The sequence below is a fragment of the Streptomyces sp. GDS52 genome (assembly GCF_052246875.1).
GTDB lineage: Bacteria > Actinomycetota > Actinomycetes > Streptomycetales > Streptomycetaceae > Streptomyces > Streptomyces cathayae.
The window spans coordinates 4012668-4032992 of the sequence record NZ_CM125966.1; the positions used below are offsets into that span (position 1 = coordinate 4012668).

20 protein-coding genes are annotated in these 20325 nt (G+C 69.0%); 10 read left to right on the plus strand and 10 right to left on the minus strand.

Annotated elements, in window-relative coordinates:
- Positions 1 to 12: 12 nt before the first annotated feature.
- Complete coding sequence (gene nhaA, locus ACTWJ9_RS18385; protein WP_443294446.1) at positions 13 to 1905, minus strand: Na+/H+ antiporter NhaA; 1893 nt, start codon at positions 1903 to 1905, stop codon at positions 13 to 15.
- A gap of 327 nt (positions 1906 to 2232) precedes the next feature.
- Here nhaA and ACTWJ9_RS18390 point away from each other — a divergent pair, with 327 nt between their 5' ends.
- On the plus strand, positions 2233 to 3159 hold the full coding sequence (locus ACTWJ9_RS18390) for a hypothetical protein (RefSeq protein ID WP_443294447.1): 927 nt from the start codon (positions 2233 to 2235) through the stop codon (positions 3157 to 3159).
- 187 nt (positions 3160 to 3346) lie between these two features.
- Here the strand turns inward: ACTWJ9_RS18390 and ACTWJ9_RS18395 are convergent, their stop codons facing one another.
- On the minus strand, positions 3347 to 5764 hold the full coding sequence (locus tag ACTWJ9_RS18395) for a cation-translocating P-type ATPase (RefSeq protein WP_443294448.1): 2418 nt from the start codon (positions 5762 to 5764) through the stop codon (positions 3347 to 3349).
- A 117-nt stretch (positions 5765 to 5881) separates the two neighbouring features.
- Positions 5882 to 6274, minus strand: coding sequence for a DUF2530 domain-containing protein (locus ACTWJ9_RS18400; RefSeq protein ID WP_279335327.1), 393 nt, complete (start codon positions 6272 to 6274; stop codon positions 5882 to 5884).
- A 181-nt stretch (positions 6275 to 6455) separates the two neighbouring features.
- Here ACTWJ9_RS18400 and ACTWJ9_RS18405 point away from each other — a divergent pair, with 181 nt between their 5' ends.
- Entirely contained in the window at positions 6456 to 7907 is a 1452-nt protein-coding gene (locus tag ACTWJ9_RS18405; RefSeq protein WP_279335328.1) for an NCS2 family permease, read from the plus strand.
- A gap of 78 nt (positions 7908 to 7985) precedes the next feature.
- Here the strand turns inward: ACTWJ9_RS18405 and ACTWJ9_RS18410 are convergent, their stop codons facing one another.
- Positions 7986 to 8168: a ribbon-helix-helix protein, CopG family gene (locus ACTWJ9_RS18410; protein ID WP_109379380.1), complete on the minus strand. Its 183-nt coding sequence runs from the start codon at positions 8166 to 8168 to the stop codon at positions 7986 to 7988.
- 189 nt (positions 8169 to 8357) lie between these two features.
- On the opposite strand from ACTWJ9_RS18410, the gene ACTWJ9_RS18415 reads away from it, so the two are divergent.
- Positions 8358 to 8795 (plus strand): MarR family winged helix-turn-helix transcriptional regulator, encoded by a 438-nt coding sequence (locus ACTWJ9_RS18415; protein ID WP_279335329.1) that lies wholly within the window; start codon positions 8358 to 8360, stop codon positions 8793 to 8795.
- Between the two features lie 32 nt (positions 8796 to 8827).
- Positions 8828 to 10219 (plus strand): MFS transporter, encoded by a 1392-nt coding sequence (locus ACTWJ9_RS18420; RefSeq protein WP_279335330.1) that lies wholly within the window; start codon positions 8828 to 8830, stop codon positions 10217 to 10219.
- Between the two features lie 50 nt (positions 10220 to 10269).
- On the opposite strand, the gene ACTWJ9_RS18425 is transcribed toward ACTWJ9_RS18420, so the two are convergent.
- Positions 10270 to 10857 (minus strand): Uma2 family endonuclease, encoded by a 588-nt coding sequence (locus tag ACTWJ9_RS18425; RefSeq protein WP_384204988.1) that lies wholly within the window; start codon positions 10855 to 10857, stop codon positions 10270 to 10272.
- A 114-nt stretch (positions 10858 to 10971) separates the two neighbouring features.
- Between ACTWJ9_RS18425 and thpR the strand changes: the two genes are divergently transcribed.
- Positions 10972 to 11568 carry an RNA 2',3'-cyclic phosphodiesterase gene (gene thpR, locus ACTWJ9_RS18430; protein WP_443294449.1) on the plus strand — a complete coding sequence of 199 codons (597 nt, stop codon included), beginning with the start codon at positions 10972 to 10974 and terminating at the stop codon, positions 11566 to 11568.
- Between the two features lie 158 nt (positions 11569 to 11726).
- Here thpR and ACTWJ9_RS18435 read toward each other — a convergent pair whose 3' ends face one another.
- The 3 genes from ACTWJ9_RS18435 to ACTWJ9_RS18445 all read right to left on the minus strand — a co-directional run bounded on the left by ACTWJ9_RS18435 (position 11727) and on the right by ACTWJ9_RS18445 (position 14154).
- The gene (locus ACTWJ9_RS18435; RefSeq protein ID WP_279335333.1) at positions 11727 to 12719 is read right to left on the minus strand and encodes an aldo/keto reductase; all 993 of its coding nucleotides are present in this window, start codon (positions 12717 to 12719) and stop codon (positions 11727 to 11729) included.
- A gap of 30 nt (positions 12720 to 12749) precedes the next feature.
- The gene (locus ACTWJ9_RS18440; RefSeq protein ID WP_279335334.1) at positions 12750 to 13352 is read right to left on the minus strand and encodes a Uma2 family endonuclease; all 603 of its coding nucleotides are present in this window, start codon (positions 13350 to 13352) and stop codon (positions 12750 to 12752) included.
- Positions 13353 to 13467: 115 nt separating this feature from the next.
- Positions 13468 to 14154 carry an SGNH/GDSL hydrolase family protein gene (locus ACTWJ9_RS18445; RefSeq protein WP_279338013.1) on the minus strand — a complete coding sequence of 229 codons (687 nt, stop codon included), beginning with the start codon at positions 14152 to 14154 and terminating at the stop codon, positions 13468 to 13470.
- Positions 14155 to 14242: 88 nt separating this feature from the next.
- On the opposite strand from ACTWJ9_RS18445, the gene ACTWJ9_RS18450 reads away from it, so the two are divergent.
- Positions 14243 to 15274 (plus strand): WD40 repeat domain-containing protein, encoded by a 1032-nt coding sequence (locus ACTWJ9_RS18450; RefSeq protein ID WP_279335335.1) that lies wholly within the window; start codon positions 14243 to 14245, stop codon positions 15272 to 15274.
- A gap of 27 nt (positions 15275 to 15301) precedes the next feature.
- Here ACTWJ9_RS18450 and ACTWJ9_RS18455 read toward each other — a convergent pair whose 3' ends face one another.
- The gene (locus ACTWJ9_RS18455; protein ID WP_387035539.1) at positions 15302 to 15733 is read right to left on the minus strand and encodes a PPOX class F420-dependent oxidoreductase; all 432 of its coding nucleotides are present in this window, start codon (positions 15731 to 15733) and stop codon (positions 15302 to 15304) included.
- 396 nt (positions 15734 to 16129) lie between these two features.
- Positions 16130 to 16846, minus strand: a complete 717-nt coding sequence (locus ACTWJ9_RS18460; protein WP_443294450.1) for a YqeB family protein — start codon at positions 16844 to 16846, stop codon at positions 16130 to 16132.
- Positions 16847 to 16954: 108 nt separating this feature from the next.
- Between ACTWJ9_RS18460 and ACTWJ9_RS18465 the strand changes: the two genes are divergently transcribed.
- From ACTWJ9_RS18465 to ACTWJ9_RS18480, 4 genes are all read left to right on the plus strand, one after another.
- Positions 16955 to 17581 (plus strand): TetR/AcrR family transcriptional regulator, encoded by a 627-nt coding sequence (locus tag ACTWJ9_RS18465; protein WP_387035535.1) that lies wholly within the window; start codon positions 16955 to 16957, stop codon positions 17579 to 17581.
- Positions 17582 to 18243: 662 nt separating this feature from the next.
- Positions 18244 to 18618: a hypothetical protein gene (locus ACTWJ9_RS18470; protein ID WP_387035532.1), complete on the plus strand. Its 375-nt coding sequence runs from the start codon at positions 18244 to 18246 to the stop codon at positions 18616 to 18618.
- Positions 18619 to 19114: 496 nt separating this feature from the next.
- Positions 19115 to 19438 (plus strand): hypothetical protein, encoded by a 324-nt coding sequence (locus ACTWJ9_RS18475; protein WP_443294451.1) that lies wholly within the window; start codon positions 19115 to 19117, stop codon positions 19436 to 19438.
- Positions 19439 to 19533: 95 nt separating this feature from the next.
- A complete protein-coding gene (locus ACTWJ9_RS18480) occupies positions 19534 to 20244 on the plus strand; it encodes an ABC transporter ATP-binding protein (protein WP_387035528.1) in 711 nt (236 codons plus the stop codon).
- Positions 20245 to 20325: the final 81 nt, after the last annotated feature.

Genomic DNA, 20325 nt, shown 5'->3' on the forward strand with positions numbered 1-20325 from the left:
CTGCTCCTGTCGCTACTGCTGCGTGGGCGCCTGGGCGCCGGACTCCTTCGCGTACGCCTCGAGCTCGCGGGCGAGCGTCGCCGCGTCGTACGGGCCGGTGTGCCGGCGGTTGCCGACGAAGAATGTCGGAACCCCTCGGGCCCCGCTGGCCTCGGCGCTGGCGGCGTCCGCCCGTACGCGCTCGGCCGTCTCCTCGTCGTCGAGGTCGCGGAGGAACTTCTCGACGTCGAGTCCGAGGTCGGCGGCGTAGCCGGCGCTGTCCTGGTAGTCGAGCTCGTCCTGGTGCCGGTAGAGCAGGTCGTGCATCTCCCAGAAGCGGCCCTGCATGCCGGCGGCCGTCGCCGCCCGCGCGGCGAGCTCGGCGTGCGGGTGCACGTCGGGCAGCGGCAGGTGCCGGAAGACGTAGCGGAACTGGTCGCCGAAACGCTGCCGCAGTTCCTGGGTGACGCCCGTGGCGCGGGCGCAGAAGGGACATTCGAAGTCGCCGTACTCCACCAGGGTGAGGGGCGCTTCGGGGGGTCCGAGGATGTGGTCCGTCTCCGGGTCGACCGGACGGTCCAGATAGCGGGGCAGGTCCGCGTCGGTCTCCCCGCGCAGGACCGCGGCCAGATGGAACACGAGCCAGCCCGCGAGGGTGGAGAACAGGGCGGCCAGCAGGACACCGACGGTCCCCTCGGCACGGATGACCGGATCCTCGAAGGCGAGCCCGACGATCAGCAGGGACACGGTGAAGCCGATGCCGGACAGGACACCGCCGCCCAGGACATGGCCCTCCCCCACCCCGGTCGGGAGCTTCCCGAGCCCGGTCCGGGTGCCGAGGTAGGCGCCGCCCCAGATGCCGACCAGCTTTCCGACGACGAGACCCACGACCACGGCCCAGGTGACGGGGGAGGTCAGGGAATCGGTCAGGACGCCGTTGCGCAGGTCGACACCGGCGTTGGCCAGTGCGAACACCGGGACGATGACGTAGCTGGACCAGGGGTGGAGCACCGTCTGCATCCGCTCGTTGACGGAGACGGCCTGCTGGAGCCCCCTGCGTGCCGTCTTGCCGACGTCCGCGAGGGGGGACTGACGGAAGGCGCGGAAGAGCCGCGCGGCCTGTTCCACTCCCTCGCGCGACGGGTTCCGGGCAGGGATCAGGAGGCCGCCGAGCATGCCGGCGATGGAGGCGTGGAGACCGGCCTGGAGGGTGGCGAGCCACATCACCAGGACGATCAGGACGTACGGGGCCGCCTGCCAGACGCCGAAGCGGGTCAGTGCGGACAGCAGCACGCCCAGGAGGAGCGCGATGACCAGCTCCGTCACATTGATGCTGCCGGAGTAGACCACGCCGATCACGGTGACGGCCACGATGTCGTCGATGACGGTGATGGCCAGCAGGAAGACGCGCAGCTGTGTGACGAACCGCGGGCCCACGATGGCGAGCGCGCCCAGCATGAACGCCGTGTCGGTGCCGATGACCACGCCCCAGCCCATGGCGGCCTCGCCCCCGGGCGCGATCGCCAGGTACAGCAGGACGGGCACGAGCATGCCGCCGATCCCGGCGAGGAGCGGGATCATGAGCTTGCTGCGGTTGTTCAGCTCACCGACGGAGACCTCGTAACGGACCTCCAGGCCGATGATGAAGAAGAACAGGGCCATCAGTCCGTCGTTGACCCAGTGCCCCAGGTCCATCGACAGCTCGGCGTTGCCGAGGGAGAGGGACAGGTCGGTGGCCCAGAGCGACGTGTACGTGTCCGACCAGGGTGAGTTCGCCCAGATCAGGGCGACCGCGACGGCTATCAGGAGCAGGCCGGCGCTGCCGGCCTCGGTTTCCATGAAGGAACGCACGCGGGTGGAGAGCTGTCCACCCAGTGAGCGCCGCTTCGCCCGGGACTGCGTGTCCGGAGTCTTCGTCGGGCTCATCACTGAACCACAGTACCCATCCGAATGGTGGACAAGGCCTGGAAATGATGCTGGCAGGGGTTGTCGCGGACGGGTGTGAGCATGCGGGACCCTCCTTCGGGTTCTTCAGATTTTTCTGGCCTTTCGGGCTCTGCTTGCGGCGCGCGGCGGCCGGGGCCGTGATCTTCAAGAATCGCACACAAGTTTTCGATCGCTCGTACAACCATTTGCCGGTGTGACGTATCTGATCCCCTGAGTCAACAGACTCCCAGGTCACTCGGGCCCCGGAAGTGACGACGAGCCGTTGGAACGACGACCGTCGGGGCCCCTTCTCCACATGGAGAACGCATGCGTATCCGAGCCACCGTCGCCGCAGTCTCCGGCGCCCTGGCCCTCTCCGCCCTCGCCGCCCCGGCCGCGCAGGCGTCCGGCGACGCCGCGAGCCGCGCGGACATCGCGAAGGTCCGTGAGGCCGCGCACGCCGCCTCGTCCGACAAGGCCGCATTCAGCGCCCGTGCCGCCACCTACGACGAGCCGTACGCCCTGAACGTCACCTTCTCCAACTTCAAGATCGCCAAGGCGATCAAGGTCGGCACGAGCAACCGGGTCACGACCAAGGTCACCTACACCCTGACCCACGGCGCGGACGTCGACGTCACCGCGCTCGGCTTCCTCACCGACCCGTTCCTCTACAAGGGCAGCTTCGCCGCGCCGCAGAACGTGCTGATCGGCGACGACTTCGGCCACTGCAAGGCGACCTCGGCGACCAAGGCCACCTGCTCCGGCACCATCGACATCCGTCCCAAGGACGGCGAGCTGCTGAACGCGGACGCCGGCACCTGGAAGGCCGGCGCCTGGGCCATCGCCTTCAACGGCGAGGACCTGGACTCCGACGACCTCGACATGGCCGAGGTCGGCTACGCGGAGAAGGGCGGCCTCGGCACCACCAAGGTCCAGCGCTACTCCAAGCTGACCGTCAACGCCTCGCCGGAGCCGGTCAAGAAGGGCAAGACCCTCACGGTCACCGGCAAGCTGACCCGCGCCAACTGGGAGACCAACAAGTACGCCGGCTACACGAAGCAGCCGGTGAAGCTCCAGTTCAAGAAGAAGGGCACCAGCACCTACACCACCCTCAAGACCATCACGACCGACGCGAAGGGCAACCTGAAGACCACGGTCAAGGCCTCCGTCGACGGTTACTACCGCTACTCCTTCGCGGGCAACACGCCCACCCCGGCGGTCAACTCCGCGGGCGACTTCATCGACGTGAAGTAAGCCGCGTCCCCCTGGTCGCGCGGTTCACCGTGAAGTAAGCCGCGTCCCTCTGGTCGCGCGGTTCACCAAAACGCCCCGTCAGGGGCGCGGGGAACTGCGCGACCAGCCCCCACCGGCCCGCAGGGCCAAGCGACCAGCCCCCACCGGCCCGCAGGGACGAACCGACCGTCCCCTCCCGAGCCGAGCGCTAAGCGAAAGCGCGGTCCACCCACCGCCACAGGAGTTCCAGGACGGCCGCCGCCAGCACCGCGATGCCGACCGCGATCCACGGCATCGTCATCCCCACCAGCCTCAGCGCGAAGAACTCCTGCAGCCACGGCACGACCAGCACCAGCAGGAACCCCGCGGCCATCGCCACCACCAGCCCGACCCGCCACCAGGTGTAGGGCCGGGCGATGATCGCCAGCACCCACAGCGAGATCAGGAACAGCGTCAGCGTCGCCGCGCTCGTCTCCGCCTCCAAGGCCCCCGCACCGCTGTAGTGGTGGCGGGCGAGCAGATACGTGGCGAACGTCGCCAGCGCGGCCAGCACCCCGCCCGGGATCGCGTACCGCATGACCCGCCGTACGAAGTGGGGCCGGGCCCGCTCCTTGTTGGGGGCGAGGGCCAGGAAGAACGCCGGGACGCCGATGGTGAGCGTGGACAACAGGGTCAGATGACGCGGCAGGAACGGGTACTCCACCTGCCAGCACACCACCAGCACCGCCAGCAGCACCGAGTAGACGGTCTTCACCAGGAACAGCGTCGCGACCCGGGTGATGTTGCCGATCACCCGCCGCCCCTCGGCCACCACCGACGGCAGGGTGGCGAACCTGTTGTCGAGCAGCACGATCTGCGCGACCGCCCGGGTGGCCTCCGAACCGGATCCCATCGCCACCCCGATGTCGGCGTCCTTCAGCGCCAGCACGTCGTTCACCCCGTCGCCGGTCATGGCGACCGTGTGCCCGCGCGACTGGAGCGCGCCCACCATGTCCCGCTTCTGCCGCGGGGCGACCCGTCCGAACACCGTCCCCCGGTCCAGCGCCTCGGCCATCTCGTCCCGCTCGGCGGGCAGCCGGCGCGCGTCGACCGCCGTACCGCTCAGCCCGAGCTTGGCCGCGACCGCACCGACCGACACGGCGTTGTCGCCGGAGACGACCTTGGTGCGGACGTCCTGCTCGGAGAAGTACCGCAGGGTGTCGGCCGCGTCCGGCCGCAGCCGCTGCTCCAGCACCACCAGCGCGGTCGGGCGGACGTCCTTGGCCGCGTCCGGGTCGCTCACGGGCACGTCGCTCCCGGCGCGGGCGAGCAGCAGCACCCGCAACCCCTGCTCGTTCAGCCGCGTGGTCCGCTCCAGGGCCGGGTCGTCGGCGTCCAGCAGCACGTCGGGCGCCCCGAGCAGCCAGGTGACGGGCGGCTGCCCGGTGCCCTCGTCGCCCTCGGCACCCTCGGCGAAGGTGGCGCCGCTGTACTTGCGGGCCGAGGAGAACGGCAGGGTGTCGGTGCAGCGCCGGTCCCCGGCGTCCGGGTAGGCGTCGGCGATCGCCCGGAGGGACGCGTTCGGCCGCGGATCGGACGCGCCGAGCGCCCCCAGCACCTTCCGCACGTACGTCTCGTCGTCGCCGTCGAGCAGCCGCAGCCCGGTGACGTCCATGCCGCCCTCGGTGAGGGTGCCGGTCTTGTCCAGGCAGACCGTGTCGACGCGGGCCAGCCCCTCGATGGCGGGCAGTTCCTGCACCAGGCACTGCTTGCGCCCCAGCCGGATCACGCCGATCGCGAAGGCGACGGAGGTGAGCAGCACCAGCCCCTCGGGCACCATCGGAACGATCCCGCCGACCGTGCGGGCGATGGAGTTCTTCAGCTCGTTCTCCTTGACCACCAGCTGGCTGATGATCAGCCCGATCGCGGTCGGGACCATCATCCACGTCACGTACTTGAGGATCGTGGAGATGCCCGAACGCAGCTCGGAGTGGACCAGCGTGAACCGGGACGCCTCCTCGGCGAGCTGCGCCGCGTACGCCTCGCGCCCCACCCTGGTCGCCTGGAAGGAACCGCCGCCCGCGACCACGAAGCTCCCGGACATGAGCCGGTCCCCGGGCCGCTTGACCACGGGATCGGCCTCGCCGGTGAGCAGCGACTCGTCGATCTCCAGCGCGTCCGCCTCGGCGCACACCCCGTCGACGACGACCTTGTCGCCCGGTCCGATCTCGATCAGGTCGTCCAGCACGATCTCGGAGGTGCCGACCTCGGTGCTCGCCCCGTCCCGGCGCACCGTGGGCCGCACCTCGCCGATCAGCGCCAGTGAGTCCAGGGTCTTCTTCGCCCGCCACTCCTGGACGATGCCGATCCCGGTGTTGGCGAGGATCACGAAGCCGAACAGGCTGTCCTGGATGGGCGCGACGACCAGCATGATCACCCAGAGGACACCGATGATCGCGTTGAACCGGGTGAAGACGTTCGCGCGGACGATCTCGAGCACGGACCGGCTGCTGCGCACCGGCACGTCGTTGACCTGCCCGAGAGCCGCCCGCTCGGCCACCTCCGCGGCGGTCAGGCCGGTCACCGGCGAGGTGACGGTGCCGGGCCGCGCGGCACCGGCCTGCGGGTCCGCGTCGAGATGCGTCATGCAGTCGACGGTACGTGCGGCGTCACGGCTTCACCCACCGGATGCGCGGAAGATCCGACCGGGGGAGGAGGACCGCGGGGCGGCCGTAGTGCCGTGGTCGTACGGGAGCGGCGGGGGTCAGTCGGCCGACGACGGGGAGGACATGCCGGAGGGGGCGCCGGAGGAGGTTCCGGAGGGCCCGCCGGCCGGTTCCGTCTCCGCTGTTTCCGCGGTCCGCGCAGCCGCTGCGGTCGCCGCAGCCCGGTCGCGCTTGATCGCGGCGTCGCGCCGGCGGACGTACCAGATGCCGATGAACCCGAGCCCGCCGCCGGCCAGGCAGGTCCACAGCCACCAGGTGCGGCCGTGGTCGTCGAACCAGCCGTAGAAGGGCAGCTGCACCAGGAAGAGGGCGAACCAGATGATCGTGCCGCCGACGATGGTGGCGACCACGGGGCCCTCCAGGGGCTCCGGCGCCTCGTGCTTGGGGGTCCCCGTGAACCAACGCGAGAGACCCGAGAAGAAAGCGGCCATGCGGACAGCTTACGAGGGCGGACGAGGGTGAGGTTCGCCGCACCGGTCCGCGGATGTCTACGCGCGGAGATAGCGTGGCTGTCGTTATATCTTCATACTGAATCTGTTTGTCTCTGGCTCGTTCTGATCGTAGGAAGCGCCAAAGGACTTTGTTGGAAGTCCGACGGTGATGAGGTTCCGCATGTCCACGTCGGCCCCCAGCAAGGCCCCCCTGCCCGATCAGCCGGGACCCGCGCCCGCACACGGCGCACTCGACCGCTACTTCAAGATCTCCGAGCGGGGCAGCAGCCTGCCCCGCGAGATCCGTGGCGGATTCGCCACCTTCTTCGCGATGGCCTACATCATCGTGCTGAACCCGATCATCCTCGGCAGCGCGAAGGACATGTACGGCAACCAGCTCGACAACGGCCAGCTGGTCACCGCGACCGCCCTGACCGCGGCGTTCACCACGCTGCTCATGGGCGTCATCGGCAACGTGCCGATCGCACTGGCCGCCGGCCTCGGCGTGAACTCGGTCGTCGCCCTCCAGCTCGCCCCGCGCATGGCGTGGCCGGACGCGATGGGCATGGTGGTGCTGGCCGGCTTCGTCGTCATGCTGCTGGTCGCCACCGGTCTGCGCGAGCGCGTGATGAACGCCGTCCCGTACGGTCTGCGCAAGGCCATCGCCATCGGTATCGGCCTGTTCATCATGCTGATCGGTCTGGTCGACTCCGGTTTCGTCTCCCGGATACCGGACGCCGCCCAGACCACCGTCCCGCTCCAGCTCGGCACCGGCGGTCACCTCACCGGCTGGCCGGTTCTCGTCTTCATCCTCGGCGCGCTGCTCACGCTGGCGCTGATCGTGCGCAAGGTACCCGGCGCGATCCTCATCTCGATCGTCGCGATGACGGTCCTCGCCGTGATCATCAACGCCGTGGCCGACATCCCCTCCTGGGGCCTGACCAACCCGACCTGGCCCGGCAACCCCCTCGCCACCCCCGACTTCGGCCTGATCGGCGAGGTCAGCCTGTTCGGCGGCTTCGCCAAGGTCGGCGTGCTGACCGGCGTCCTGTTCGTCTTCACCGTGCTGCTCTCGTGCTTCTTCGACGCGATGGGCACGATCATGGGCGTCTCCGACGAGGCCAAGCTGACCGACGCCGACGGCCAGATGCCCGGCATCAACAAGGTCCTGTTCATCGACGGTGTCGCGGTCGCCGCGGGCGGCGCCAGCTCCTCCTCCGCCACCACCGCCTTCGTGGAGTCCACGGCCGGCGTCGGCGAGGGCGCGCGCACCGGCTTCGCCAACGTCGTCACCGGCGCGCTGTTCGCCGTCGCGCTGTTCCTCACGCCCGTCGCCACGATGGTGCCGTCCCAGGCGGCCACCCCGGCGCTGTTCGCGGTCGGCTTCCTGATCCTGGCGGGCTCGATCAAGGAGATCGACTGGGCGGACTACACGATCGCCGTCCCGGCCTTCGTGACCATGGTGATGATGCCGTTCACCTACTCGATCACCAACGGCATCGGCATGGGCTTCATCACCTTCGTGCTGCTGCGCCTGGCGGCCGGGCGCGGCCGGGAGGTCCCGGCCGCGATGTACGCGGTGTCGGCGGTCTTCGCCTTCTACTACCTGATGCCGGCACTGGGCCTGACCTGACCTGGCCCGACCTGGGCCGGTCTGGCTTGACCTGGCCCGACCTGGGCCCGGCCCGACCTGGCCCGGCCCGGTACGGGCTCAGGTGACGCCGTAGAACTTCTCCGTCTCCTCGACGGCGGTCTGGAACCGCTGGTCGAAGTCATCGCGAATGAGCGTCTGGACGACATAGTCCTGGACGCTCATTCCGCGTTTGGCGGCATGGCTCCGGAGTCTTTCGAGCAGTTCCTGGTCCATGCGCAGGCTGAGTACGTCGGTCCCCATGGGCATGAGCCTTGCCGTACTTCCCGGCCCGGTGTGCCCTGTTCCGCTCAGGGATCACTCGTACGAGTGGTTTATGGCGTGCTCTGTGGTGTGATCCGCGACACGAGTGGCCGATGTCACGAGTGCGGGCGGGATTCGGGTGCGCCCCGGTCGGTCCTTTAGCGAAGGTAATGAGTTACGCTAAAGAACATGCCGGACCTCAGCCATGGCGACGACGCGGCCGCCGTCAACGCCCTTCGTTCCGCCGTGATGCGACTCTCCCGTCGACTCAGGCACCAGCGCGTCGACGAATCCCTCAGCCCCACCGAGATGTCGGTGCTGGGCACCCTCACCCGCTGCGGTCGGGCCACCCCGGGCGAGCTCGCCCGCAAGGAACACGTCCAGCCGCCCTCGATGACCCGCATCGTGGCCCTGCTGGAGGGCAAGGGACTGGTCCGGCTGGAGCCGCACCCCGACGACCGGCGCCAGAAGGTCGTGACGCAGACCGAACAGGCCGAGGCGATGCTCCACGAGAGCCGCCGCAAGCGGAACGTCTTCCTGGCCACCCTCGCCGAGGAGCTCGACGAGGACGAATGGGCGAAACTCCGTGCCGCCGCACCGGTGCTGGAGAAGCTCGCGCACCTCTAGGAACACCAGCAGTTTTCGCTAGGAGGCGAACTTTGAGTACGGGACCCGGAGCAGACTCCGCCCCCGGACCTGACACCCGCTCCACCCCCACCGGCGGTGACACCCCGCCCGACCCGGGGAAACCGGGACGGAGCATCCGCACGTCCCGGATGTTCTCCTCGCTGCAGATCAGGAACTACCGCCTGTTCTTCATCGGCCAGGTCGTCTCCAACATCGGCACCTGGATGCAGCGCATCGCCCAGGACTGGCTGGTGCTCACCCTCACCGCCTCCTCGGCCGCCGTCGGCATCACCACGGCCCTGCAGTTCCTGCCGATGCTGCTGTTCGGCCTGTACGGCGGCGTCCTCGTGGACCGCCTGCGCAAGCGGCCCACGCTGCTCGTCACCCAGTCGGCGATGGCCCTCACCTCGCTGGTGCTCGCCGCCCTCACCCTCACCGGACGGGTCGAGGTCTGGCACGTCTACCTCGCCGCCTTCGTCACCGGTCTGGCGACGGTGGTCGACAACCCCGCCCGCCAGTCCTTCGTGGCCGAGCTGGTCGGCCCCGGTCAGCTGCAGAACGCGGTCAGCCTGAACTCCGCGAACTTCCAGTCCGCCCGCCTGGTCGGTCCCGCCGTCGCGGGCCTGCTGATCACCGGCGTCGGCACGGGCTGGGCGTTCCTCCTCAACGGCCTGTCCTTCATCGCGCCGCTGGCCGGCCTGATGATGATGCGGGCCCGCGAACTGCACGCCGTCACGCCCGCACCGCGCGGCAAGGGGCAGCTGCGGGAGGGGCTGCGCTATGTCGCCGGGCGTCCCGAGCTGGTCTGGCCGATCGTCCTGGTCGGCTTCATCGGCACGTTCGCCTTCAACTTCCCCGTCTATCTCTCGGCCTTCGCCGACGACGTCTTCCACGGGGGCGCGGGCGTCTACAGCCTGTTCAACACCCTGATGGCGGTCGGCTCCCTGGCCGGCGCCCTGCTCGCCGCCCGGCGCGGCACGGCCCGTCTGCGGCTGCTGATCCTGGCCGCGCTGGCCTTCGGCGGACTGGAGATCGTGGCGGCCGGGGCACCCACCCTGTGGCTGTTCGCCCTGCTCATGATCCCGATCGGCCTGTTCGCCATGACGGTCAACGTCACCACCAACACCAGCATCCAGATGTCCACCGACCCGGCCGTACGCGGCCGCGTCATGGCCCTGTACATGATGGTCTTCCTCGGCGGCGCGCCCGTCGGCGCCCCGATCGTCGGCTGGATCACCGACACCTACGGCGCCCGTATCGGCTTCGCGATGGGCGGTGCCGTCGCGGTCCTCGCCGCCGCGGTGATCGGTCTGATCCTGGCCCGCGTCGGCAACCTGCGCCTGACGGTCGGCTGGGACCACGGCCACCCCCGGGTGCGGTTCGTACCGCGGGAGCGGCAACGGGAGCTGACGGCGGTGGCCTGACGCCGCCGGCCTGACGGCCGGACCCGCTGCCCCGACGAGTTCCCCCGCGATCAGGCGCGGGGGAACTCGTCGGTCTTGAGCACCAGACCGACGACCGTCCCGGTCAGGTCGACCTCCTTGCCGAAGGGGAGACTGACGGTGCCGTGGTACCTGCCGTCCTTCGGCAACGTGTGCAGGTGCCACTCACCGGTGTACGGGTCCACGATCAGGTAGACGGGGACGCCGACGGAGGCGTACGTGTCCTTCTTCGGGCCGTAGTCGTTGGCTGCGGTGTCCTTGGAGATCACCTCGGCGATGAACTCGACGTCCTCGTGGCGCCAGCGTCCGTGGGCGTCCTCCTTGGCGTCCTCCGCGAGCCCCACCACGTCGGGCGCGAGCCCGTTGAGACGTCCCGGGTAGTCCATGCGGACGTCGGACGTCACACGCTCGCGCGGGTACTTGGCGCGTAGTTGCTCGACGATGTTCAGGATGATGTCCCAGTGGGCGCGGCGCTGCGGCGTCATGAAGATGTGGCCCCCGACGATCTCGGTCTTGTATCCCTCGGGGATGGGCATCTTCTCCAGCCACTCGAACATCGCGTCGAGCGTGAGCTCGTCTCCGGTGTCGGCCATCTCGATCCTGTCGTCAAGGACGGTCATCGTGGCGCTCCTCCCCGGCTGCGCCCCGGACGGGCGCAGCCGCGCAGTACAACGATACGCACGGTGACCAGGACACGCGTGGGCGTACACGCGTTCCCCGGTGAGACTGGAGGCATGAGACTCTTCGCCGCCGTGGTGCCGCCCGAGGACGTGATCCGTGAGCTCGCCGTCGAGGTCGAGGAACTGCGGCGGCTGCCCGGCGCGGACGCCCTGCGCTGGACCGGGGTTCCCGGATGGCCCCGCGGCGGAGCCGCTGATTGGCACTTCACGCTGGCCTTCTACGGAGAGGTCGACGACGACCTCGTCCCCGAGCTGACCGCCCGCCTGGAACGGGCCGCGTCCCGGAGCGGACCCTTCGAGCTGGCGCTGTGCGGCGGTGGCCGGTTCGGCCACGGGCGGACCCTGTGGACCGGGGCGGACGGTGACCTGCACGCCCTGAGCCTGCTCGCCGACCGTACGGAGGCGGCGGGGCGCAGGGCGGGCGTGGCGATGGGGGAGCACCGCCGCTACAAGGCCCACCTGACGCTGGCCCGCAGCCGGACCGGTGCCGACGTACGGCAGTACGTGGAGGCCCTGGGGCGGTTCCGGAGCCGCACCTGGACCGTGGGCGAGGTGGCGCTGGTGCGCAGCAACCTGCCGAGGTCGGGGGTGCCGGGCGAACAGCCCCGTTACGAGGTGGTCGCGCGCTGCCCACTCGGCGCGGCCGGTTAGGCTCGAGGGCGTGGACCCGAAAACCCGGAACCGGATCATGGCCGGTGCGCTTGTACTGATGTTCGCGGTAGTGGCCGTGGCGGCGGCGCTCGGAAACTAGCCCCGCCGCCACCAGGCACCCCCGGCGATCCCGGCATGCCCGCCGGGAAGGCGGCGTCCTACCAGGCGAAGGCCTCCGGGGACGGCCCCGGGCCCGGGAAGATCTCGTCCAGCGAGGACAGCAGCTCCTCGCTCAGCTCCAGCTCGACCGCCCGCAGCGCCGACGCCAGCTGCTCGGTGGTGCGCGGACCGACGATCGGCCCCGTCACCCCGGGCCGGGTGAGCAGCCAGGCCAGCGCGGCCTCGCCGGGCTCGATGCCGTGCTTGTCGAGCAGGTCCTCGTACGCCTGGATCTGGGCGCGGGCGGTGGGGTCGGCGAGCGTTTCGGCGGCCCGCCCGGACGCCCGGCGCCCCTGGGTGGCCTCCTTCTTGAGGACGCCGCCCAGCAGACCGCCCTGCAGCGGCGACCAGGGGATGACCCCGAGCCCGTAGTCCTGCGCGGCCGGGATGACCTCCATCTCGGCGCGGCGCTCGACGAGGTTGTACAGGCACTGCTCGCTCACCAGGCCGATGGTCCCGCCGCGCCGGGCCGCGACTTCGTTGGCCTGGGCGATCTTGTACCCGGGGAAGTTGGACGACCCCACGTAAAGGATCTTCCCCTGCTGGATCAGGACGTCGATCGCCTGCCAGATCTCGTCGAACCGCGTGCTGCGGTCGATGTGGTGGAACTGGTAGAGGTCGATGTGGTCCGTCTGCAGCCGCTTCAGCGAGGCGTCCACGGCCCGCCGGATGTTCAGGGCGGACAGCTTGTCGTGGTTGGGCCACGCCTCACCGTCGGCGCCCATGTTCCCGTACACCTTGGTGGCGAGCACGACCTTGTCGCGCCGCTCGCCGCCCTGGGCGAACCAGTTGCCGATGATCTCCTCGGTGCGGCCCTTGTTCTCGCCCCAGCCGTACACGTTGGCGGTGTCGAAAAGATTGATACCGGCGTCCAGCGCCGCGTCCATGATGGCGTGGCTGTCGGCCTCGTCGGTCTGCGGACCGAAGTTCATCGTCCCGAGGACGAGCCGACCGACCTTGAGTCCCGTGCGTCCGAGCTGTGTGTACTCCATGAGCACCAAGCCAACGTCCTGGAGCGCGCTCTATGCAAGGGGAGGCCGGTCCCGGGGGAAGCCGCTGGTCCTCATGGTCAGGTCGGCCACGGTGCCCGTCAGATCGATGTCGTCGCCGAAGTCCACCCGCGTCCTGGTGACGTAGTCGCCGTTCTTGGGGTCGGTGTAGACGTAGCAGCGACCCCGGTAGGGGTCGGCGATGACGTAGAGGGGTACCTCGGCGGTCGCGTAGGCGGCCTTCTTCGGGCCGTAGTCGTTGGCGGCCGTGCCCTCGGAGATGACCTCGAAGACGAACTCGACGTCCTCGTAGCGCCAGCGGCCTTCGCCGTCCTTCTCGGCGGAGGCGCGAAGCACGGCCACGTCGGGGCAGAGGCCGTTCTCGTGGCCTGGGAAGTCGATGCGGACGTCCGAGAACACCGGCACGTCCATCCCGAACCTGTCCTCGATGGCTCGTACGATCCGGCGGATGATCCCCCAATGGGTGTCCCGCTGCGGTGTCATGTAGACGTTGCCCCCGACGATCTCGACCCTGAATCCTTCGGGGACGGGCATCCGCTCCAGACGCTCGAACCACTCGTCCAAGCGCTGTGTGTTGGTGTCGGCCATGGCGATCCTGTCGTCTACGACGGTCATCGTGGCACTCCTCCCCGGCTGCCCCCATGGACGGGTGCAACCGCGAGGTACAACGATACGCACGGTGACCGGGACACGGGGAGAGGCGCATATGCCGCCGCAGCGCCGTCGCCGGTTATGGCGTGCAGGACGCGGAGTAGGGCCCGCCCAGCTCCCAGCCCTCGTACATCGTCTCCGCGAAGGCCTCCGCGATCTTGTGTTCGCCGCTCGCGTTGGGGTGGGTGCCGTCGTAGGTGTCGGTGTGGAAGTCGTACGACGGCGGGACGGCGGCCAGGAGGAGCGGGGAGCCCGGGGTGTCGAGGTCGGCGGCCGTCTTCGCGAGCAGCTCGTTGAAGCGGGTGACCTCGCCTGCGAAGGACGGGTCGGCCTCCGCGCGGATGTTGGGTATCACCGGGAGCAGGACCAGCCGGACGCGGCGGTTGGCCGCCCGCGCCCCGGCGACGAAGGCACGGACGTTGTCCGCGGTCTGCTCGGCGTTCGTGTAGAAGCCGAGGTCGATCAGGCCCAGGGAGACCAGGAGCACGTCGGCCCGCTGGGACCGGACGCTCTCGCCGATCAGCGGCGCCATGTGCTGCCAGCCCTCGCCCCAGCCGGCCAGGTGGGCCCGGGGGAAGTCGGGCTCGGCGTAGGCGTACGAGGTGGGGGCGTCCGCCACCTGGTCGTGCAGCGTCTCGCGCGGGCCGACGAAGGTGAAGGGGCCGCCGTACTCCGTGCACAGGTGCTGCCACAGGCGGTAGCGCCAGGTGTGTTCACCCGCGCTCCCGATGGTCATCGAGTCGCCGACGGGCATGAACCTGAGCACCCGGTCATCATCGTCGATCAGTCCGGCCACCGCGATGTGAGACCGACCACCTGCCGTCAAGTCAGCGGTGTGATGGCAGTCTTGGGGCATGCGCCGATCCTTCGCCCTGCCCGCCGCGGCCCTTCTCCTCGCGGTGAGCGCCGCGCTCACCGCACCCGCCGCACCCGCCTTGGCAGCCGACGGCGACGAGGGGTTCACGATCAAGGACCCGCGCATCACCGAGTCCAGCGGTCTCGCCGCCTCCCGCCTCCACCCGGGCGTCTACTGGACCCACAACGACAGCGACGACGGCCCCTACCTCTACGCCGTCGACAGCGCCACCGGCGACACCGTCGCCCGGCTCACCCTCACCGGCATCGGCACGCCCCGGGACGTCGAGGCCATCTCCATCGGGCCGGACAACCGGATCTTCGTCGGCGACATCGGCGACAACCTCGGCGGCACCTGGCCGCATGTGTGGATCTACGAGCTGCCCGAGCCGAAGGAGCTGAGGGACCAGACCGTACGCGCCACGCAGTACGTCGTGACCTACTCCGACGGCGCCCGCGACGCCGAGTCCCTCGTCGTGCACCCGAAGACCGGACGCGTCTACATCGTCGACAAGAAGGAGGAGGGCGGGCACCTGTACGAGGGGCCGGCCGAACTCTCCGCCTCGGGCGGCAACGTCTTCGAGCCCATCGCACCCGTCGAGCTGTGGGCCACCGACGCCGCGTTCTCCCCGGACGGCCGGCAGCTCGCCGTACGCGGCTATTTCGGCGGGATCCACTACGCGTGGGACGACGCCCGGGACGGGAAGATCGAGCGCAAGGAGCGGCTCAGCGTGCCGCTCCAGGGGCAGGGCGAGTCCGTCAGCTACTCCGCCGACGGCTCCCGGCTGATGTACGGGAGCGAGGGCGAGCAGAGCCCGGTCGAGGCCCGGGAGGCGCCCGGCGGGGGCGGCTCGGGCTCGGCGTCCTCGTCGGGTGCCTCGGGTTCTTCGGGCGGGGGCTCGCAGGCGGGGGACGAGGGCTCGGAGGGCGGTGCCGGCTCCGGTGACGGACTCACGATCGGTGCCGTGGCCGCCGTGGCCGTCGTCTGCGCGGTCCTGTTCGGGCTGGGGCGCCGGCGTCGGCGGGGCTGAACCGGCGGGCGGTCACGTGCCGTCCGGTCACGTGCCGTCCGTGGGTGCCGTCCGCACCTCGTAGTGAAGCGTCCGTGTCCGCATCAGCCGGTGCGCGAGCGGGACCAAGGCACCCTGCACGACCGGGTACTTGCGCCGCAGCAGCCGTGCCGCGTGCCGGTCCTCCCTGCTCCCCTGGTTCAGCAGCCGGGCCCGGGCACGCATCTCCGGTCCGACCGGCTTGCCGTCGGGGGTGGCGGGGGCCAGCTCCACCAGCGGATCGAGGCGCAGGCGTGTGACCTTCTTGGCCTTGCCGGGAGTGCGGAAGTAGGCGTGGTCGCCCTCCACGGCGAGGTTGACGGCGGTGTCCACGCCCGTGCCGTTCCTGCGGTGACTGGTGAGCAGCACCGCCCACTGTCCGGCGAAGTCCGCCAGCTCCGGGTGGGTGGTGCGTTCCGGGTGCGTGTGCGAGGTGGTCATACCTCCATCCAGACACCGATCCGCCGGTCTGTCATCCGCTGGCCCGTCGACGGGCCAGAACCTCCAGCCCGTCCAGGACGGGCAGCCCGGGCGGTGTTCGGGGAAATGGGCCCTGCCCGCCTCCTTGACGTGTTCATGTGGCATGGCTTGCATGGGGGTGCAGGGTGATGGGAGCGCTCCCATATGTTCCGGGCCCGTCCCTCCGAGGGGAAGCGGTGACATGTTCCGCAGCTTGCGAAGAGCGCTGTGCGTGGTCGTGGCGGCGTTCCTGCTGCCGTTGGCGGGTGCGCCGTCGGCCGGTGCGGTGGAGCGGGGCGAGAGCCCGGTGCGCACTGCGATGGCGGGCGAGGGCTACTGGCACACCGAGGGGCACGGCCTCAACGGCCCCACCGCCCTTCATTCCGCGGCCGGACCTGCCTGGTGGAAGGTCCTCCAGTACTGGCGTCGCTTCTCGTCCCGCACCACGACGCCGAGACGGGCCAGTTCTTCGCGGAGTTCCTCGACGTCGTCGGAGGAGCCCTTCTTCTCCAGCGACTCCTGGCGGGTCTTGAGAAGGGCGTTCGCGCCCTCCGGGAGTCCGGGAGTCCCCGGGACCCAGCGGCGGAACTCGCCCTGGTGCGGATCGACGTCCGCCCACGCATAGCCGTGCTCGGTGAAGGCGTCGGCGAGGCGGCCGGTGTCCAGGTCGCACTCCTGCCGAGTGAGTTCGCCACCGTCGTGGCCGAGCAGGACGAGTTGCTTGCCGTCCCGGAACACTGTGGCGACGGCGTCGCGCGGGAAATCCTGTTGCCGCCCCTTGCGGGTGAGCGCAACGCGATCGTCCGACAGGCGAACCACCAACTGCTCGTACTGGGCGACCAGTCCGAGAACCAGGCCTGCCACCGCACCCGCGGCGGACAGTGCCGGAGCGGGGAGGGACGCGACCAGCTCGGCCGGTCCCTGCAACGGTGCCCAGGGCAGTGTCACCAGCCAGTCGGCCAGGGGGCCGATGAGCCACCCGACACCCGCCCCCAACAGTCCGAAAGCGGCATAAACGCACACGGTGATCAAAGTCGACTGCCGGAGCACGGTGAGCCGGCTCCCCTGCGGCTCCCGCCCCGTTCCCTTGTTCATGTCCATGTTCCCCTTCGCTTCCTGCGCCGGGCAATAATAGACCGAGCACTCAGTCTATTAATATCCGTCCGAAGGCCGGAGTCGAGAGTTGACCGGAAAGAGGCCCCGATGAGGACAGTCGACCCGGCCAGGCGCCAGGCACGGCGCCGGCACATCATCAACGCCGCGGCCGAACTCTTCGCCGCCAAAGGCTTCGAGCGCACCACCACGGCGGAGATCTGCAAGGCCGCCGGCATGAGCGCGGGCAACCTGTTCCACTACTTCCCCAACAAGCGTGCGATCTTCCACGCCGTCTTCGAGGACGACGAGGACGACGGCACCACCAAGGCCGAGCGTCTCGCCGCAGCCCGCACCGCCGACGACCCGTGGACCGCCCTCCTCGACACCGTGGACCTTCTCGCCGCCCCCGCCATGGAGCCGCTGGTCCCCGCCCTCGTCATGGAGGCGATGGTCCAGGCCTACCGCGATCCCGAGCTCGAAGCGCTGCTGAGCCGCGACAACGACGAGGAGCAGTCCACCATCCTCACCCTGCTGCGGAACGCGGCCGCGGCAGGCCAGATCGACCCCGACCTGGACCCGGACGACACCGCGGCATGGGTCATGGCCCTCATCGCCGCCCTCTACACCAGCGCCGCCACCGACCCCACCTTCAGCCCGGCCGCCCAGCTCCCCACCCTGCGCCTGATCCTCCACCGCTTCCTGCGGCCCGACACCACCCTGAAGCCGGAGCGGTGAACGGGCTGCCCTGAGAGAACCCGACGCAACGGCGGGCGCAGGCATACCCGGAACGCCCGCACCGTCCCAGCCGTCCTGCGCACTGGCTGGATCCGGGTGCTGGATCAAGGCCACCCGGGACAATACTGATCACGTTGTGCGCTGGGGGGCTGCGTCATCCTTTACAGCCTGATCTGGCCCATGGTGACCGCTGTCCGGCCCGCCAAAGGGCCGGAGACAGCGAAGGGGAAGCAGTGACCGGAAGCCCTACCGACCACACTGCGGGTGTGGTGCTGAAAGGTGTGAGCGCTTTGGCCATCACTGTCCTGATGCCGCTCTTTTGAGCGCTTGAGTGAACATGCCCGCCGACTGCTCACGGTTTTCGGCATGGGTACCTTCCTCCGGCCCCGCGGTGTCGGGCGAGTGCCTCACAGAGCTGACGGAACGTAAGCGCTCTCCGGCTCGCCGAGCGCGAACAGCGCCCACACGCACTTCGTGTACGGCCCCTGCCGGCAACCCCACGCCTTGGCCAGGGCCTCCACGAGTGCCAGTCCGCGTCCGCCCTCCCCGTCGAGGCCGGATTGGTGGAGCCTCGGAAGTCTGTTCCCGTCCGGGGTCGATACTTTCAGGATCCACTCCGCCCCTTACAGGGTGAGCGTTTCTACGACCGGGCCCTGGCCGAGGTGTCCTGGCCCTCATCGGCCGGCTCGCCCCGCCGCGGCTGGTTGCACCTGCTGCTCGTACGCCGCTCGATCAGCGACCCGAACGAGGTGGCCTACTTCATCGTGCTCGCCCGTACCGGCACCACCCTGCCCACCCTCGCGAAGATCGCGGGCTTGCGGTGGGTAGTGGAGGACTGCTTCGAGACCGCGAAATCCGACTGCGGCTTGGGCCAGGACGAGGTCCGCAAGCGGGAACCGTGGCACCAGCACGACGCCCTGGCTTGCGCCGCCTTCGCGTTTTTGTCCGTCAGCACCACTCGCACCGCCCGCCTGGCCTCACCCGACACCGGCACCGCAGCCAAAGACGGTACCGACACACAACCCGCCATGTTCTGACCGCCGTTGACCACACACCCGACCCCCGACCACTGATCGCCCACGCCGCCGAGGAGATCCGCCGCCTGCTCCACCAGCCCCTGTGGCACGTCACCATCCCGCATACCGTCGTCTTCGCCCGGCTGCTGTGGCGCCGAGCTCACCAGACCGTCGCCCGCCGCATCCACTACGAACACAGCAGACGAAAAGCTTCCAAAACTCCCCTATAGGGCAGGCTTGCCCCCTCGCCTGCGCACTTCCATGAACAGCAGGAGCGGTCCGATCCCGAAAGTTTTAGGCCAGATCACAGATTTCGAGATCTATTTTGCCTGATTTATCAGCTTTTTATTTCACGCGGGGCCGGATGGAATTGCACATTGAGTCGCATTGCTAGTTGATCAAGGTGGCTGAAAAAGTGATTCCCCCCTAAGGGGGACAGTTGATACGTTCCTGCTGATAGCTGCACCGGGTATTTTCTAGGAGGGGAACGATTTACATGCGCATAAAGGCTGCGGTAATGGCAGTGCTGATCGGGGCGAGTGTCATGGCGATGGCGGCTCCGGCTTCCGCTGCCGAGATCTACGCATCACTCAGTGGGGCGGGGACGGCTCGGACCTGGTACAACCGGCAGACCGTCGAGGTTTGCGACACCGACATGGACAACCACTCGGTTGCCGGCGAGTACTACCGCTCCGCGAACCCCAGCAACCTGCTGACCAAGTGGAACCATACGGGTTCTTCCACCTGTGCCTCCAGCGGAGAGGGAAGTAGCGTGACAAAGCTGCGCGTCCGCGAGCAGCAGATCGCCGGCGAGGACCGCTACGGTTCCTGGGCCTACTGAGCCGCGCTGGCACGCACCGATAATTGAAACGGCTGGGTCGTCCTCTTCCAGGGAGGCGACCCAGCCGTTGTCAACTTTGATCCTGAAGGAACCGAATGCCACCCCTCCCGCCACCCGCTGCCGATTCCGTGCTTACCGTGACCGGACTACGTTATGAAGTACCTGGCCGCACACTTCTGGGCGGAGCAGCACTGACAGTTGATTCTGGGCATTCCGTGGCGATCACGGGCCCATCCGGCAGCGGTAAATCAACTCTATTGATGTGTCTTTTGGGTCTGATTAAACCGAAATCGGGGCGCATTGAGATTGCGGGCGAGGATATTACCCGCATGCGGCCCGGGCGGCTTACCAAACACCGCCGTGACTCCATCGGCATGGTGTTCCAGTTCGCGGAACTGCTACCCGAGCTGTCTCCGGTCGAGAACGTCGCTCTCGCCGCGCTGCTTGCCGGACGAAAGCGCGACGAGGCATTTTCACGTGCCGAAGAACTCCTGGAAGACCTCGCCGTCGCGGGAGCACGCGATACAGCGACAGTCGATTTGTCCGGTGGCGAGAGGCAGCGAGTCGCGGTTGCCCGGGCCCTCATTAATGAGCCTGTGTTGCTGCTTGCCGACGAGCCCACGGGTGCTCTCGATGAGGAGAACCGCGACAGCGTGGCCACATTGCTGTTCTCTCTGCCGAAACAGTGGAACTGCGGCCTGCTCGTTGTCACACACGATGCCTCCATCGCTGACCGTGCCGACGAGCACATGGTGCTGCGCCAAGGAGCCTTCCATATGGCAGAGCGGGCGGGCAGCGGAGCATGAACACCAGTCACAAGAACCGTGACCGGGCTTCGTTGGGAGCTGTGGCATCACTGCTACGCATCGGACGAAGTGCGGCCCGGG